The sequence below is a fragment of the Paenibacillus hemerocallicola genome (genome assembly GCF_006265175.1).
Lineage (GTDB): Bacteria > Bacillota > Bacilli > Paenibacillales > NBRC-103111 > Paenibacillus_AB > Paenibacillus_AB hemerocallicola.
On sequence record NZ_VDCQ01000004.1, the window covers coordinates 162,893 to 177,412 of the forward strand.

10 protein-coding genes are annotated in these 14,520 nt (G+C 55.3%); 1 reads left to right on the plus strand and 9 read right to left on the minus strand.

Going from position 1 to position 14,520, the window contains the following annotated elements; genetic code table 11:
* Nucleotides 1-42 precede the first annotated feature (42 nt).
* Both nadE and FE784_RS04335 read right to left on the minus strand, forming a co-directional pair.
* Nucleotides 43-882, minus strand: coding sequence for an ammonia-dependent NAD(+) synthetase (gene nadE, locus FE784_RS04330; protein WP_139600901.1), 840 nt, complete (start codon nucleotides 880-882; stop codon nucleotides 43-45).
* 79 nt (nucleotides 883-961) lie between these two features.
* On the minus strand, nucleotides 962-1,729 hold the full coding sequence (locus FE784_RS04335; RefSeq protein WP_139600902.1) for a DUF1836 domain-containing protein: 768 nt from the start codon (nucleotides 1,727-1,729) through the stop codon (nucleotides 962-964).
* Nucleotides 1,730-1,962: 233 nt separating this feature from the next.
* Here FE784_RS04335 and FE784_RS04340 point away from each other — a divergent pair, with 233 nt between their 5' ends.
* Entirely contained in the window at nucleotides 1,963-3,294 is a 1,332-nt protein-coding gene (locus FE784_RS04340; RefSeq protein ID WP_139600903.1) for a hemolysin family protein, read from the plus strand.
* Between the two features lie 384 nt (nucleotides 3,295-3,678).
* On the opposite strand, the gene FE784_RS04345 is transcribed toward FE784_RS04340, so the two are convergent.
* The 7 genes from FE784_RS04345 to FE784_RS04380 all read right to left on the minus strand — a co-directional run bounded on the left by FE784_RS04345 (nucleotide 3,679) and on the right by FE784_RS04380 (nucleotide 14,463).
* Nucleotides 3,679-4,449, minus strand: a complete 771-nt coding sequence (locus FE784_RS04345; RefSeq protein WP_139600904.1) for a tRNA threonylcarbamoyladenosine dehydratase — start codon at nucleotides 4,447-4,449, stop codon at nucleotides 3,679-3,681.
* A gap of 102 nt (nucleotides 4,450-4,551) precedes the next feature.
* Nucleotides 4,552-6,330, minus strand: coding sequence for an aspartate--tRNA ligase (aspS, locus tag FE784_RS04350; RefSeq protein ID WP_139600905.1), 1,779 nt, complete (start codon nucleotides 6,328-6,330; stop codon nucleotides 4,552-4,554).
* Nucleotides 6,331-6,381: 51 nt separating this feature from the next.
* Nucleotides 6,382-7,647: a histidine--tRNA ligase gene (gene hisS, locus FE784_RS04355; RefSeq protein ID WP_139600906.1), complete on the minus strand. Its 1,266-nt coding sequence runs from the start codon at nucleotides 7,645-7,647 to the stop codon at nucleotides 6,382-6,384.
* A gap of 751 nt (nucleotides 7,648-8,398) precedes the next feature.
* Nucleotides 8,399-9,607 (minus strand): YhgE/Pip domain-containing protein, encoded by a 1,209-nt coding sequence (locus tag FE784_RS04365; RefSeq protein ID WP_176705968.1) that lies wholly within the window; start codon nucleotides 9,605-9,607, stop codon nucleotides 8,399-8,401.
* A 96-nt stretch (nucleotides 9,608-9,703) separates the two neighbouring features.
* Nucleotides 9,704-10,363 (minus strand): TetR/AcrR family transcriptional regulator, encoded by a 660-nt coding sequence (locus FE784_RS04370; protein WP_139600909.1) that lies wholly within the window; start codon nucleotides 10,361-10,363, stop codon nucleotides 9,704-9,706.
* Between the two features lie 332 nt (nucleotides 10,364-10,695).
* Nucleotides 10,696-12,651, minus strand: coding sequence for an FAD-dependent oxidoreductase (locus FE784_RS04375; RefSeq protein ID WP_246131894.1), 1,956 nt, complete (start codon nucleotides 12,649-12,651; stop codon nucleotides 10,696-10,698).
* A 267-nt stretch (nucleotides 12,652-12,918) separates the two neighbouring features.
* Nucleotides 12,919-14,463, minus strand: coding sequence for a HEAT repeat domain-containing protein (locus FE784_RS04380; protein WP_139600911.1), 1,545 nt, complete (start codon nucleotides 14,461-14,463; stop codon nucleotides 12,919-12,921).
* Nucleotides 14,464-14,520 lie beyond the last annotated feature (57 nt).

Consider the following 14,520-nt stretch of genomic DNA (forward strand, 5'->3'; position numbering starts at 1 on the left):
CGCCATCTCCCTTTCTCTTGTCGTAAAACGGGCAAACCCGTCTCAATGATTCGGCTTCCACCATGAATCGTAAGGAGTAACCGGCAGCTCCCGCTTGTGCTGCGACTTCAAATATCTTTCCTCGATTTTGGCTGCCGCATCTTCCGGAACCGACTTTCCTTCCAGATAGTCGTCCAGCAGCTCATACGAGATTCCGAGCTCGGTTTCGTCCGCTTGCCCGGGCTTGTTGTCCAGCAGATCGGCCGTGGGCATCTTCGTATAAAGTCGGGAAGGAGCATCCAATTGCTGGAGCAGCCGTTTTCCTTGCCTTTTGGTCAATCCGGTCAATGGGGTCATATCCGCTCCGCCGTCTCCGAATTTGGTGAAAAACCCGGATACCGCCTCGGCGGCATGATCCGTCCCTACAACCAAAGCGCCGCCTTCGTGCGCGCCCAACAAATACTGCGCGACCATCCGGACGCGCGCTTTCACGTTTCCTTTATCATAGTCCCGGACCGCCCTGCCCGTCGCGTTCTCGCACTCTGGAATGAAGGCATCCGTCGCCGCTTTGATATTGAACGTGTATACTTGGTCCGGCTTAATGAACTCGAGCGCCTGTTGCGCATCCACTTCGTCCTGCTGCACTCCATACGGCAGGCGGACGGCTATAAAGCGGTAATCGTCGTCGGACGTTTCTGCGCGAAGCTGCTCCACGCTCAGTTGGCACAGTTTGCCCGCCAGTGTCGAGTCTTGTCCTCCCGATATGCCGAGAACGAGCTTCCTCGAACCGGTCTGCTTCAAATAGCTTTTCAAAAATTGGATCCGGCTGCGTATTTCTTCCTTCGGGTCGATGACCGGGTTGACGAACAAAGCTTTCATGATTTGTTGCTGAATCGTTCTCATCGTCGATCTCTCCTCCTTATTGGGCGTAAAATTCGCGAATGACTCACCCATCGGTCATACCGTATATGAAAAATTGCTCTCAAGTCTCGAGAAACAGAACCGCGTTCAAATACCGTCTGGCCAAGGAGTGGAAATACGAGGTTTGGATCGAAATGGTGGCGATAAACAAAATGCTCCGGAGCGCCTCTTTCTGCTTGTTGGACATGTGCGGAAGCTTCGCGGCATGCCGTTCGGCGACGATCCGGATCGCGTTTTCCGTTAACGCGTCCTGATTGCGGCTCTCCTTCACGTGACCGGCTGTATCCATCAGTTGGTCGTTGTTTGCATCCAATTCCTCGAACATGGTGGAATAGGAGACATATAAATCCATCGGCGAGATGAGGTCGTCCTTCTCGTTGCTTTCATCCAGAAAGACGATTTTAAGCAGCTTCTGGATCGATATGAAATCCAGGTTCGATTTCAGATCGTCTATGATGAAAATAAGGGCGGCCTGATTCAGAGAATATTTTCTGCCCATTTTCGGGCTATCGAAATACGCTTTAAAATCGCGCTTTACCCAATTTTGAATCGCCGTAATGGACAAGTGCGAATACTCGATCAGCTTCCCCAAATCGGCGATTTCCTGCAAGGAAAAGCCCTTCGTTTCGCTTCCTCTGATCATTCTCTCCAATATCGGCGGCAGCTCTGTCGATACGAGCGCGGGCAGCGCCTGGCCCGACTCCGGGTAGTTGCGATGCGCTTTTTTCCACGCTTCCTGAAGAACTTGCAGCGGGGTCTGACTGGATCGACCGTCCAAGGCAACCAGAAGGGAAGCCATCTCTTTACGGGTCATGTGAAAGGACTCCAAATCGTTTCCTCCTCTCGATACGGGTTCATGCGAACTATAATACGACTAACGCTAGAACTTGTAAAGACAAGATAATAGCCAATAATCGGTTGTTTCCTCCTCCTATTCGTCCGTGGTTGGCTGTAGCCGCCCGGTACCCTTCAATCGCGACGTTGCTAACGAGGGCTTAAAGTTCGTATTATAAGATCATAAGAACTTCAAATCCAAAAGTAAAGGATTGTGTTAAAGGACCAATGGGTATAGGACTGAATCTGTTCTTGTTTGTACTGCTGATTGTTTTGACGGCTTTCTTCGTAGCGACGGAATTTGCGATTATTCGAATTCGTTCCAGCCGCGTAGACCAACTGGTTCTCGAAGGAAAGAAAAACGCTATCGCCGTTCAACGAGTTACAAGCAATCTGGACGGATACTTGTCGGCTTGTCAGCTGGGCATTACCATTACGGCTCTCGGACTCGGTTGGCTAGGCGAACCTACCGTAGAGAAATTGCTTCTCCCTTTGTTTGATCGATGGGATGTCAACAGCGAAGTCAGTCATATTTTGTCTTTCTTTATCGCTTTCATATCCGTAACGTATTTGCACGTCGTCATCGGCGAACTGGCCCCGAAGACGGTCGCGATTCAGAAAGCGGAAATGATTACGTTTATGGTAGCCAAACCGATTATCCTGTTCTACAAAGTCATGTACCCGTTCATCTGGGTGTTGAATGGCTCCGCCAACAAGCTGGTCAAATTGTTCGGCTTGAAACCGGCCAAGGAGCACGAAGAGGCGCACACCGAAGAAGAAATTCAAATTATTCTTAGCGATAGTTTGCAGAGCGGTAAAATCAACAATACCGAGTACGGTTACGTGAGCCGGATTTTCGCCTTCGACGAAATGCTGGCCAAAGAAATTATGGTTCCCCGTACCGATATGGTTTGCTTATATACGAATCATTCTTTGCAGGATAATATGGATGTAATCCGCAAAGAGCAATATACGCGGTTTCCCGTGGCAACGGGCAGCAAGGACAATATCGTCGGCACGATCAATACGAAGGAGTTGTTCCTGCAGCTTCAGGATGACGAGAATTTCGATTTCAAAAAGCTGGTCCATCCGGTTATGACGGTACCGGAGGTCATGCCGGTCAAAACGCTACTGAAACGGATGCAGCAGGAGCGCGTGCATATCGCCCTTCTCGTGGACGAATATGGCGGCACGTCGGGACTTATTACGATCGAAGACATTTTGGAGGAGATCGTCGGAGAAATCCGCGACGAATTCGATGCGGACGAACGCAAATCGATCGAGAAATTGGCCGATGACTGCTACCTGCTCGACGGTAAAGTTTCCTTGTCCGAGTTGAGCGATATGATCGGCGTCCACTTCGACAACGATGAGGTCGATACGATCGGCGGCTGGCTGTACAGCCAAATTCATGATCCGCAGCCCGGCGAGGAACTGACATGGGACAACATCAAGTTTATTATCCGCGAAGCGGCCAATCATAGGATCAAGAAAATCGAGATGATCATCCTTTCCAAAGAGGATGGTCAAGCTGCCGAAACCGTTGCTTCCGACGCTTAATCGGCGAATCGGGCAGACGGACGGGATCTGGGCAGCAACGGCCTACTATACAGCGGTCGCATTTCATGCGCAGAGGCACAAAGGATCACCCTTGGCGGGGTGATCCTTTGTTGTTGCGAACCATAATAAACATCGGCAGCCGAGGAGCCTAAGAGTTGCGCAATTGCCTGAACGCTCGTTGTACCTACCCATTCGCGGAAAACCGGCCATAATGCGATACCCTGATCCCGCCGCCGCCCGCGGTACATTAGTGAACCTGATTTTACTTTTTGTGAACGGAAATGGAAGAACCTCCATTACCGCCTGCAACGCGGTCAGGAGGTTCTTTCGTTCCTAAACCAAATGGTTCATTAGGAATTATTCATCGGACAGTCCCATTCGTACTTAGCCTTGCTGACCGCCTTGCGCCTTGGCCGCTTTCGCGAGCAGGTCGCGCACGACAACGCTGACCATGATCAAGCCGGCAACAGGCGGAACGAACGAATTGCTGGCTGGCGGCTGCTGCGCCTTGCGAATATCCGGAGCGTTCTCCGGCACGATGCGCTGCGTCACGTCCTCGCGCGGCTTGATCGGCTCCTCCGTCGAGAAGACGACTTTGACGCCTTTTTTGATGCCGTCCTTGCGAAGCTTTTGGCGGATTACCCGGGCCAGCGGATCGACCGACGTTTGCGAAATGTCCGCCACGCGGAACTGCGTCGGATCCATTTTGTTGGCCGCACCCATGCTCGATATGATCGGAATTTTCCGCTTCAAGCATTCCTTGATCAGATGGATTTTGTAAGTAACCGTATCCGAAGCGTCGAGCACGTAATCGAGCGGATAGTCGAAAAACTGCTCGTACGTTTCCTCCGTGTAAAACATCCGCAGCGCGATCGCATCGCACTCCGGGTTGATCAGCTTGACCCGGTCGCGCATGAGCTCGGCCTTCGGCTGGCCTACCGTCGTAGTGAGCGCGTGAATTTGCCGGTTGATATTCGTCACGTCGACGACGTCCTTGTCGACCATGATGACGCGGCCGACTCCGGTCCGTACAAGCGCTTCGGCGGCGATCGATCCGACCCCGCCGATGCCGAGCACGGCCACGGTGCTCTTTTTCATAACGTCGAGCCCTTCGGGTCCGATCGCCAATTCCGTTCGCGAAAACTGATGGAGCATTACTATACCCCCAAAAGTGAAGTTAGCCTTTGCAGCTTATTCCGAGTACTTTTGGGGGAGCCCCCGAAGACCCTCCCCAAAAGTGAAGTGTGCCTCAAACGATCAAGATTTCGAAGCGGCTTCCTTGACTGCGAGCCTGATGGACAAGTCGTCCAGCTGCTTCTGATCGACCGGGGACGGCGCGTTCATGAGCAGATCCGTAGCGCTGGCCGTTTTCGGGAAAGCGATCGTTTCGCGCAGGTTCGTGCGTCCCGCGAGCAGCATGACGAGCCGGTCGAAGCCGAAGGCGATGCCGCCGTGAGGTGGCGTACCGTATTCGAAGGCGTCAAGCAGGAAGCCGAATTTCTCGTACGACTCTTCCTTGGAGAAGCCGAGCGCCTGGAACATTTTCTCCTGAACGTCGCGCTTGTAGATCCGCATCGAGCCGCCGCCTACTTCGTAGCCGTTCAGTACAAGGTCGTACGCTTGCGCGCGGATTTGTCCCGGATCGGTATCGAAGTAGTGCACATCCTCTTCCTTCGGACGCGTGAACGGATGATGTTCCGCCACGTAACGCTTTGCTTCCTCGTCATAGCCGAGCAGCGGGAAGTCGATGACCCAGGCGAATTTGAACACTTTGTCGTCGATCAGGCCGAGGTCGCGGCCGATTTTCAGACGCAGGTTGCCGAGTACGTCGGCGACGACTTTTTTCGTGTCCGCCGAGAACAGCAGCAGGTCGCCTTCTTCCGCGCCAAGCCGCTCTTTAAGCGAAGCGATTTCTTCCTCGCTGAAAAACTTGACGATCGGCCCTTTCCATTCGCCGTCCTTGATCTGGATCCACGCCAAGCCTTTCGCTCCGTAGCGGGACGCGAACGGCAGCAGATCGTCGATTTCTTTGCGGCTCCATGTTCCGCAGCCTTTGGCGTTAAGTGCCTTCACTTGGCCGCCCTTCTTCGTAACGTTAGCGAAAACCTGAACGCCCGAGTTTTGCACTAGATCGGACACGTCGACCAATTCGAGCCCGAAACGGAGATCCGGCTTGTCCGAACCGTATTTGCCCATCGCGTCGGCGTAGCTGAGCCGTTGGAACGGACGGGAAATGTCCGCACCGACCGTTTCCTTGAACAGGCGGACGACAAGCTCCTCCATCAATTCAATCAGCTGGTCGCGGGAAAGGAACGAAGTCTCGATGTCCACTTGCGTAAATTCCGGCTGACGGTCCGCGCGAAGATCCTCGTCGCGGAAGCAGCGGGCGATTTGGTAATACCGTTCGAGGCCGCTGACCATCAGCAGCTGTTTGTAGATTTGCGGCGATTGCGGCAGCGCGAAAAATTCCCCCGCATGAACGCGGCTCGGCACGAGATAGTCGCGCGCGCCTTCCGGCGTGCTCTTCGTCAAGATCGGCGTTTCGATTTCGAGGAACCCGTTATCGTCCAGGAAGTCGCGGAACACTTTGGCCGCTTTGGAGCGCAAGTAGAGCGTCTTCTGCATTTCCGGACGGCGCAGGTCCAGATAACGGTACTTCAGACGAAGCTGCTCATCGATTTCAATACCGTCCTCGATAAAAAACGGAGGCGTTTTGGCCGTGTTGAGAATTTCGATTTCATGAATCTGCACTTCAATCTCGCCGGTAGCCAAATTGGGGTTGACGGTCGCCGAATCGCGCTCGACGACTTTTCCTTTAACCGCAAGCACGTACTCGGACCGGGCCTTGTCCGCGATAGCCAAGGCATCGCCGGAGAAGTCCGGGTTGAAGACGATTTGCACGATGCCGCTCCGGTCGCGCAGGTCGATGAACAAAACTCCGCCAAGGTCGCGGCGTACCGCTACCCAGCCGTTCAATACGACGGATTCTCCTACGTTAGCTTTGCCCAGATTGCCGCAATGATGTGTTTTCAACATATTGTTTTCATCCTCCACAGATCGATTCGATATTGATGCCGGTTTTATTGTTTATTGCTCCAGCTTTGATTTCAATGTTTCGGCCAGGCTTTCGAGCTTGACCTCCTCTTGCTCTCCCGTAGCCATCTTCTTCAATATAACGGTGCCGCGGTTCAACTCGTCCTCGCCCAAGATGATCGTAAACTTGGCGGCAAAACGGTCGGCGGATTTCATCTGGGCTTTCATCTTGCGTCCCAAATAATCTTTCTCCACGGTCAGCCCCGCCGAACGAAGCGCGAACAGCTGCTTGGCGACCTCGTTCTCGGCCGCCTCTCCCATTCCGATCACATAAGCGTCGAGCGGCCGTACGCCCGGAACCGCGACGCCCTGCGCCTCCAGTACGAGCAGCACCCGCTCCAGCCCCAATCCGAAGCCAACGCCCGGCTGGTCGACCGAGCTGCCGCCGATCGTTCCGACGAGACCGTTGTAACGTCCGCCGCCGCTGATCGTATCGATTGCGCCTATGCCCGCGGCTTTGTATTCGAACGCGGTATGCGTGTAATAATCGAGACCGCGAACCATACGGGGATTGATCACATATTCGATGCCCATGTCGGTCAAATGACGCTGCACTTTGCCAAAGTGGGTCGAGCACTCCTCGTCCAGAAAATCGAGAATGGACGGAGCCCCGATGCCGTATTCCTGATCCTTCTTGCAATCGAGAATGCGCATCGGGTTGCGGTCGTAGCGCGACTGGCAGTCTTTGCAAAGCTTGTCCTTGACCGGCGCGAAAAACTTCTGCAGCTCCTCGCGATACACCGAGCGGCATGACGGGTTGCCCACCGAGTTGATCTCGACCTTGACGCCCTGCAAGCCGATCTCCTTGTAGAACAAATACCCCATCGCGATCACTTCCGCATCCAGACTCGGATCGACCGAGCCGATCGCTTCGATGCCGAACTGGTGGAACTGACGGTACCTACCCGCCTGCGGCTGCTCGTAGCGGAACATCGGCCCTATGTAATACAGCTTGTTGATGTCCGGTTCGCCGTACAGCTTGTTCTCCACGTAGGCGCGTACGACGCCGGCCGTTCCTTCCGGCCGGAGCGACATGCTGCGGTCCCCCTTGTCGGAGAACGTGTACATTTCCTTCTCGACGATATCCGTCGTGTCTCCGACGCCCCGCTGGAACAGCTCCGTATGCTCGAAAATCGGAGTGCGGATTTCCCTGTAATTGAACCGGCGGCATACGTCGCGCGCTTTTTCCTCGATATACTGCCATTTCTCGACGACGCCGGGCAGCAGGTCCTGCGTCCCCTTCGGCTTCTGAATGCTCATAATACCCTCCCGACACGTTGCTTCTCTATACTGGCGAAAACACAAAAACCGCCCCCGGCTGCATTGCCAGGGACGGGATATTCGTTAGCCGAAAAAACCCGCGGTACCACCCGCATTCGCGCTTCGTCCCGGGGATGCTTCCATTTCCTCCGCCGACGCCGGATCCGGTTGGATATGGCATTAAGCCGTGTATCCAGCGATCCGAAAGCCCGCACTTTAATGCGGTTAACGCCCGCCATACGCGATACGGCTACTGCCCCGGCATTCCAGCATCGGTCTTCCGACAGCTGCCGCTTGCGCCAGCCCCGTCCCCGATCTTGGTCCCGCCAGAGGTTCCCCGTTCGTTCTCCGGGAAGTTATTCGTTCGTCCATCGCCGGGAAGCTTGCAGCCGTGGCTTCCCTCTCTGCCGGGCGTGGGTTCGAGCTACTGGGTCCCATCCGCGAATCAACAAAGTTATCTTCATGATTGTATCCAACGGACCGGGCAAAGTCAAGAGACGGGCGGCATTTCGCGTATCTTCCTTCTAACTCTCGTGATAAAATGGATGTGACGGCACCCCGGAGCCGCCGGATGCACGCTATAGCATAAGGAGGCAATTCCATGGATATGGTCGGCAACTGCTGCATATGCCATACCGCCATCTATTGCAAGGGCGGCTTTCTCGATGGAGTGGTGGAGCGTCATTCCTTGTACTGTCATTCCTGCTATGAATCGGTCGACGACACAAGGGAGCGCGAATCCGGATCGGAGTCAGCCGGCGGTTCTGCCGATTCCGGTGGCGCCGCGCGCGCCGTCTCCCCGCTTCGCAACCGAAGCGGCCATAAGAACAGCGCTGACGGCTCCGATCCAACCTAAAACGGCAGCGGGCGAACCCACGTTCAAGCCTTGACGGAAATAGATCAGATCGCGCAGTCCTTCCACACTGAATCGGAACGGGATCCAGGAATACAGCCAATCCCGCGTCGTGGCCGGCAAAAATTCGGGCGGCAAGCTCAAGATCGGCAGTCCGAAGAAAAACAGCAGCACGAGGACGGGCATCCCCTTCAGCCCGATCCAAGCGAGGATCGCGGACTGCAGCAAGAAGAAGCAGAACACCGCGAGGAGCAAAAACAAATACGTATTCGTCCAATCGGGGATATCGAGACCGAACAAGCCGCCTGCTAGGAGCAATTCCGCTCCGGCCGCAACTGCAGCGTATACGGCTCCCGCAGCCAGCTGCGAACAAACTACGGTCCATCTTCTTGCCGCTCTCAGCTTGCTCCCGGCTGCGTAAAGCAGCGCGCTGGCCGCCAAGGCAGCCATCCAAGCCAATTGCGTCAGCACGACGGGGGTATTCCCGTTCGCGGTATTCGGCATGATCGGATGGACGACTTCGAACGATACCGTCAGCGGCGCAGCCAGCGCCTTCGCCTGCGCGAACGATACGCCGGAGCCGGGAGCCTGCTGAATTTGACCAAGCGCCTGCTCTCTTAGCTGGTTGTTTATTCCTTCGATCATTTTCCCGACAGCTTGCGTGACCATGGATGCCGCAACTCCGCTTTTTCCTTGGTTGATCAGCACCTTTACTCCGGCCGCTTGCGGATTCGGGGACATGAAGGATACGAAAGCGGTGCTTAAGTTTTCCGGTAACACGATAGCCGCGTAATATTGCTGACGATCCAGTCCGTCCGATGCCTCCCGCTCGTCGTCCAAAACCGTCCATTCGAACGGGGAGGGTTCGCCCGTTGGCGTTTGCGCCGCGGTCAGCTTCTCGCGGAGCGTATCTCCGATATTCACTTTGCCTCTCCCCGGTATTTCCGCTCCTTTGTCCGCTGCGACGAGCGCTATGGGCATATTTTTCGGAACAGGGTTTACCGTCGAGCCCAGAATCGCCCAGCCGAGCAATGCGATAACCGCGATCATTACGACAAGTCCGAGCCCCACTATTTTCTGCGCAAAAAATGATTTCATCCCGCTCATCTTGCACACTCCCGATCCGCATATTATTTTCATTGAACAATCAGTGAATGAAAAGCCGTAATGAAAGTCCCCTCTTGGAAGGAGACTTGGAAGCTGTCAATCAGGCGCGGAATCCGCTCTTTTCCAACCGTCGAGCAAATTGTCGATCAAGCGTTCGCGAAACGACTCTGTGTCCCCGTCGGTCAAATCGATGCCGGAAACGGTTTTGAATACGATCAGCATATTGATCGACATAATTTGGACCGCTGCGGCTTCGTAGTCGATTTCGCGGATTTGCCCGAGCGCGGCCCGCCGCTCGAGCAGCTTCGCCATTTGCGTCCGGCGCTGGCTCACCGACTCCGTCAAGTAGTTCAAGACGACCCCGTCGAGAAGCTCTTGCTCGCGGAACTGAATCCGCAGCAGCTCTTTATCCGACAGCAATATCCGGTAAATGGTCAACAAGAAATCGAGCAGGCATTGCTTTAACGGCACATTCGGATCGTCCTGGACAAGAAACCACGATTCGTCGATCCTACTGACCCTCTGCTCGTGGCCATCTCTGATGATGGTCTGAAGCATCTCCATTTTCCCGTCCGGAAAATAATGATACAGCAGGCCGTCGGCCATTCCGATTTTCTGGCTGATCATCCGCGTCGACGTGGCGTGGTAACCTTTCTCCGCAAATAACGACTTGGCTGCCGCGAGCAGCTGTTCTCGTCGTTCCGCCGCCTGTCTGTCCCGGCTAGTTGCGCTTCGGCTGCGGGGCTGTTTGCTCATCGTTGCTCACTCATTTCGCAATGCATTTTCATTCACCGATTGTTCAATGAAATCATATACCGGAGACAAGCCGATTGTCAATAAGCGTTCAGCGCAATAAAATGATCGCAAAAAGAAAAGAACCCGCAGCAGTCGCCGCAGGTTATCCATAGTTTATATATGAAAAAGGGGGTCGAGATTTATTATAGGCGTAGTACATTAAAGCGGAATGAAAAAAAGATTACATTCATGTTACATTTCGGGAAGCGATTGCAGCGGAGTATGCAAGAAAAGAAAAGCGCCCCCGGCAAGGGGGACGCCAGCCTTATTGCCGCTTTCGCATTCGGCGGCGATTATTTCTTCTTGCGGACCGATTCAACCAGATCGCGAATCATCATGTACGTATCCCCGTTGTTCAGCTTCTGCTTGTCCGCTATAGCGTCCACGGTCGCCTGCTGCAGCGCTCCTTTGGCGATCAGCTCTTGAACCGCCTGAGCCGCCGGAACGTCGAAGCCCATCGTCTTGGCCATCGTCCAAGCCGCCTGATCGAGCGTTAACGGCTGCTTCGCCGGATCCTGGATTCCCGCGACGACTCCGCTCGGATCACCGGTCAGCTTGTTCACCCGTTTCACGCCCTGCATCAGATTGAGCAGACGCTGCGGATTCGAATCGGGCTTCGTGTCGAAGCCGCTGTTGTCGTAGCCGCCGATGACGAGTCCCATGCTGACGACTTCCTTCAAGCCCGGATAAGCTTTCTGCTCCATGAACGTCTCCGGCTTGGCCGTATAGGACTTCAAATCCATGCCTTGCTTGTTGAGCATGTCCTGAAGCGTCGCGATCTGCTCTTTCGAGGCCGACATTTCACGGAACGTAACTCCTTTGTCGATGGCCAGCTTGGCTGCGGCTCCGGCCGATTCCGCGGTCGCCATGCCGACCGGTATGACCCGGGCGCTTCCGTGCGGAAGCGTATCGAAGCTGGCGGAACGGCCGACTACGAGCAGGTTGTCCACTTTCAGCGGCACGATCGAACGGAACGGGATCGCGTACTTGAGCGGATGGCTCATTACCGCTCCGTTGTCCGTCGGCGAAGTGCGCTGGATATCTACCGGATACGATCCGAAGGCGATGCGATCCCATTGATCGCGATTTTCCAGCACATCGATCATCGATAGACGGTATTCGCCTAACATATGCCTCGTTTCCCGGACATACAGCTCGGGAGCCGTGCCGGTCAGCTCCACTCCGGCGAATTCCGGATACAGCTTCTTCATATGATCCAGCACGTACGGCAGTTCCTTCTTCCCGATCTCGAACGCTTCCGCACGCGATTTCGGGTCGAGCCCGTCGATGCCGAAAATTTGCAGCGCATTGATCAAAATCGTATTGTCGTTCTGACGGCCGATATTGAGTCCGCGCATTTTGACCCGCTCCTTGTTATTGGGCGGATATTTCTGCATTTCCCCATAACCCCATGCGCTCAGCTCGTTGGCGTCGGTGTTCGGATCCCCGTCGTCCTTCAGCCGCTTCTGCACTTGCTTCCATACCTCCGGCGTCACATTGTTCAAGCGGAAGACAAGCGTGACCGCCATTCTGGATTTCTCGTCTCCGAGATCCGCGCGCCCGATCGTACTCGGCACGCCGGCCTCGGCTGCGATATCCGCGTCCTGCGTAGCATCGATAACCGCTTTTGCGGCTATTTCCTGAACGGAGCCGTCCGCCTTCGTAACGGTCACGCCGGTAATCTTCTGATTGCCGTTCGAGCCTGCGGACAGCTTGGGGGCGATCGATTTCGCTTTCATCAGCAGATCGATGTTTTTCTCGTTTTGCACGAGCGTGTTAAAGGCATTGGCCGCCGTGACGACGTCGAACGAATCGCCCTCCACTTTTTTATACCATTCCATAAACAGCCCTTGATTCAAAATGTCCGCTTTACCCGGAATAAGGCTATTTTTCTCTCTGTCGTAATTGTGGTCCAGGCTGTTCAACCAGCCGAGTGTCATCAGACCGCCCAATATTTCCCGATCCCGTCCGTCCACGAGCAGCGTTTTCAATCCGTTTCGCGAGGCCGATACGGCGGCGGCCACTCCTTCGGGGTCCGTGCCGACGACGATAACGTCATAAGCGTTTTGCAACTTTTGCACCGATTGCACGGGAGCGAGTTCCCCCGGTTCGCCCGTCGTCTGCTTCCCTTTGCGGTCCCATAACAGCCCCACGGCGGTTACGGCGCCGATGGCGACGGCGCAGCCGATCAAGAGCAGCATGACGATAACATTTTTGCGTGCAGTTCTGCGATCTACATGTCGAGCCATTGATCCCATCCTATTCTATATAAGTAAAATGACATCCAAAGTGTATCATAATCGGGGCATTCGGGCAAAACGCGGTAACGTTTTCGTTAAACATCGCGCCTACTTCCCGATTGCCCGGCTATCGCCGACTCCGCAGTCTCCCGTGAAGTTCGCCAATAAACCGATACATTCGATCATCTCATGCATCAAATTAGAACGATATAATACCAACAACGTAAAAACGGCATTCTCCCGAAAAGGAAAATGCCGTTTGCTGTCGTGCCTTTATTACGGATAAAACGTGCTGGCCGAAGTTGTCGTCGGACACCATCTGGAGGGGCGCAAGAAATCGAGAAGCGCATCCTTCGCCTTGGTCGTGCCGATATAGTACAGCGCTTCGGCCGCATGGGCGCGAACGTAACGATTCTCGTCCTCCAAAGCTTCAACCAGCCGGGGAACGGCGCCCTCCGCCCGAGCTCCCCACTTGGCCAGAGACAGTCCGGCCGTGAACCGGACTTGCGCATCCGAATCCTGCAAAGCTTTCGTCAAAGCCTCGACGCCTTCGGCCGACGCTCCGGCGCCTCGGTACGCGCCAAGCGATCCCAATGCATCGGCAGCTGCGCAGCGCAGACGCTCGGACGGATGGTTTAGCAATCCCGCCAGCTCCCGCACGGCTTCCGCCGACGCAGCCGCGTCTTTCTGTTCGCCCAGTGCAAATGCCGCATGAAATACCGTATCCTCCCGTTCGCTGCCCAGCGCCGCGATCAACCCTCCAATCGGAGCCGCACCGGCAACCGACAAGCCGTACGCGGCTAGACGCGACACCTTCGGTTCGCCGTGCTGCAGAGCCCGCAGCAGCGTTTCGCTCCCTTCCTCTCCCATACGCGCCAGCCCGTATGCCGCGTTGATCGCAACAGGCTCGAATGTATCCTCCAACGCATGTCCGAGTGCGGCTGCCGCACCGAAAGGCGCTGCGGAAGAGCCGATTACGGCCAGCCGGTCGGATGCGGCCGCTCTATGCTCCGGCTCATCGGAGCGGAGCTGCTCCAGCATGCTTGCGATCCCCGCCGGTTGAGCGCTGTCGGCCTCTTTGCCGATCCGGCATCCCGCTTCCTTTCCGCTCATCCAGTACCAGGCATCCTCCCACATCGCTTCGTGCGGGTATACCGAAGCGCCAAGCGAGGCAGGGGTTGCCCAATCCGGCTCGCGATTGTCCCAGCTCGGCTCGGTCGGCGCCTGCGTGCGCATGAACTCGAATTTGAGCATGAACCTTTCCCGTCCCGCCAAATTGGCGGTCGAGCGGTGCCAGATGTCGTAATGAATGAGCACGAACGTACCGGCTTCCCCCGCCGCCGTCACTTCTCCGGCACTTTCGTCCGAAGCGAACGTGCGCGTTTCGTAATTTTGCGTGCCGGGCATTACGCCCGTCGGTCCGAGCTCGATCGGGGTATCCTGCGGAAAATACATGATCATGGCCCACCATGGCCGATGGTTGCGCATCCGCTTATAGCCCCAGTAGCTGTCCTTGTGCCAGCCGCCCGGCTTCGGGGAATTGTTGAAATGCCCGTGCCGGTGTGAGTGCATCATATATCCTTCGCCCAGTACGCTCGTCAACGCGCCCTTCACGACCGGGTGGTCGAACACTTTCTGCAGCTGCGGGATACGCGGGAGCAGGTTGTTTCCCGGATTGCCCTCGCTCCGGTACACTTCGCTAAGCTGTCCTATCAGCGCCTCGTGAAACGGCTGAGGGAAATCGGTCTTTAACAGCAAATACCCATCCGTAATAAACTGCCTCATTTGATCGTCCGTCAACAAACGGATCTCGTTTCCCATATGAGCTTCCTCCAAACCGTCGAATAAGTTTTACAACTCTACTATGCCTCATGACGA

Bases quoted from the DNA above. Each gene is read 5' to 3' on its own strand.
- nadE (WP_139600901.1), bottom strand. From the start codon at position 882: ATGAGAACGATTCAGCAACAAATCATGAAAGCTTTGTTCGTCAACCCG.
- FE784_RS04340 (WP_139600903.1), top strand. From the start codon at position 1,963: ATGGGTATAGGACTGAATCTGTTCTTGTTTGTACTGCTGATTGTTTTG.
- FE784_RS04345 (WP_139600904.1), bottom strand. From the start codon at position 4,449: ATGCTCCATCAGTTTTCGCGAACGGAATTGGCGATCGGACCCGAAGGG.
- aspS (WP_139600905.1), bottom strand. From the start codon at position 6,330: ATGTTGAAAACACATCATTGCGGCAATCTGGGCAAAGCTAACGTAGGA.
- hisS (WP_139600906.1), bottom strand. From the start codon at position 7,647: ATGAGCATTCAGAAGCCGAAGGGGACGCAGGACCTGCTGCCCGGCGTC.
- FE784_RS04365 (WP_176705968.1), bottom strand. From the start codon at position 9,607: ATGAGCGGGATGAAATCATTTTTTGCGCAGAAAATAGTGGGGCTCGGA.
- FE784_RS04370 (WP_139600909.1), bottom strand. From the start codon at position 10,363: ATGAGCAAACAGCCCCGCAGCCGAAGCGCAACTAGCCGGGACAGACAG.
- FE784_RS04375 (WP_246131894.1), bottom strand. From the start codon at position 12,651: ATGGCTCGACATGTAGATCGCAGAACTGCACGCAAAAATGTTATCGTC.
- FE784_RS04380 (WP_139600911.1), bottom strand. From the start codon at position 14,463: ATGGGAAACGAGATCCGTTTGTTGACGGACGATCAAATGAGGCAGTTT.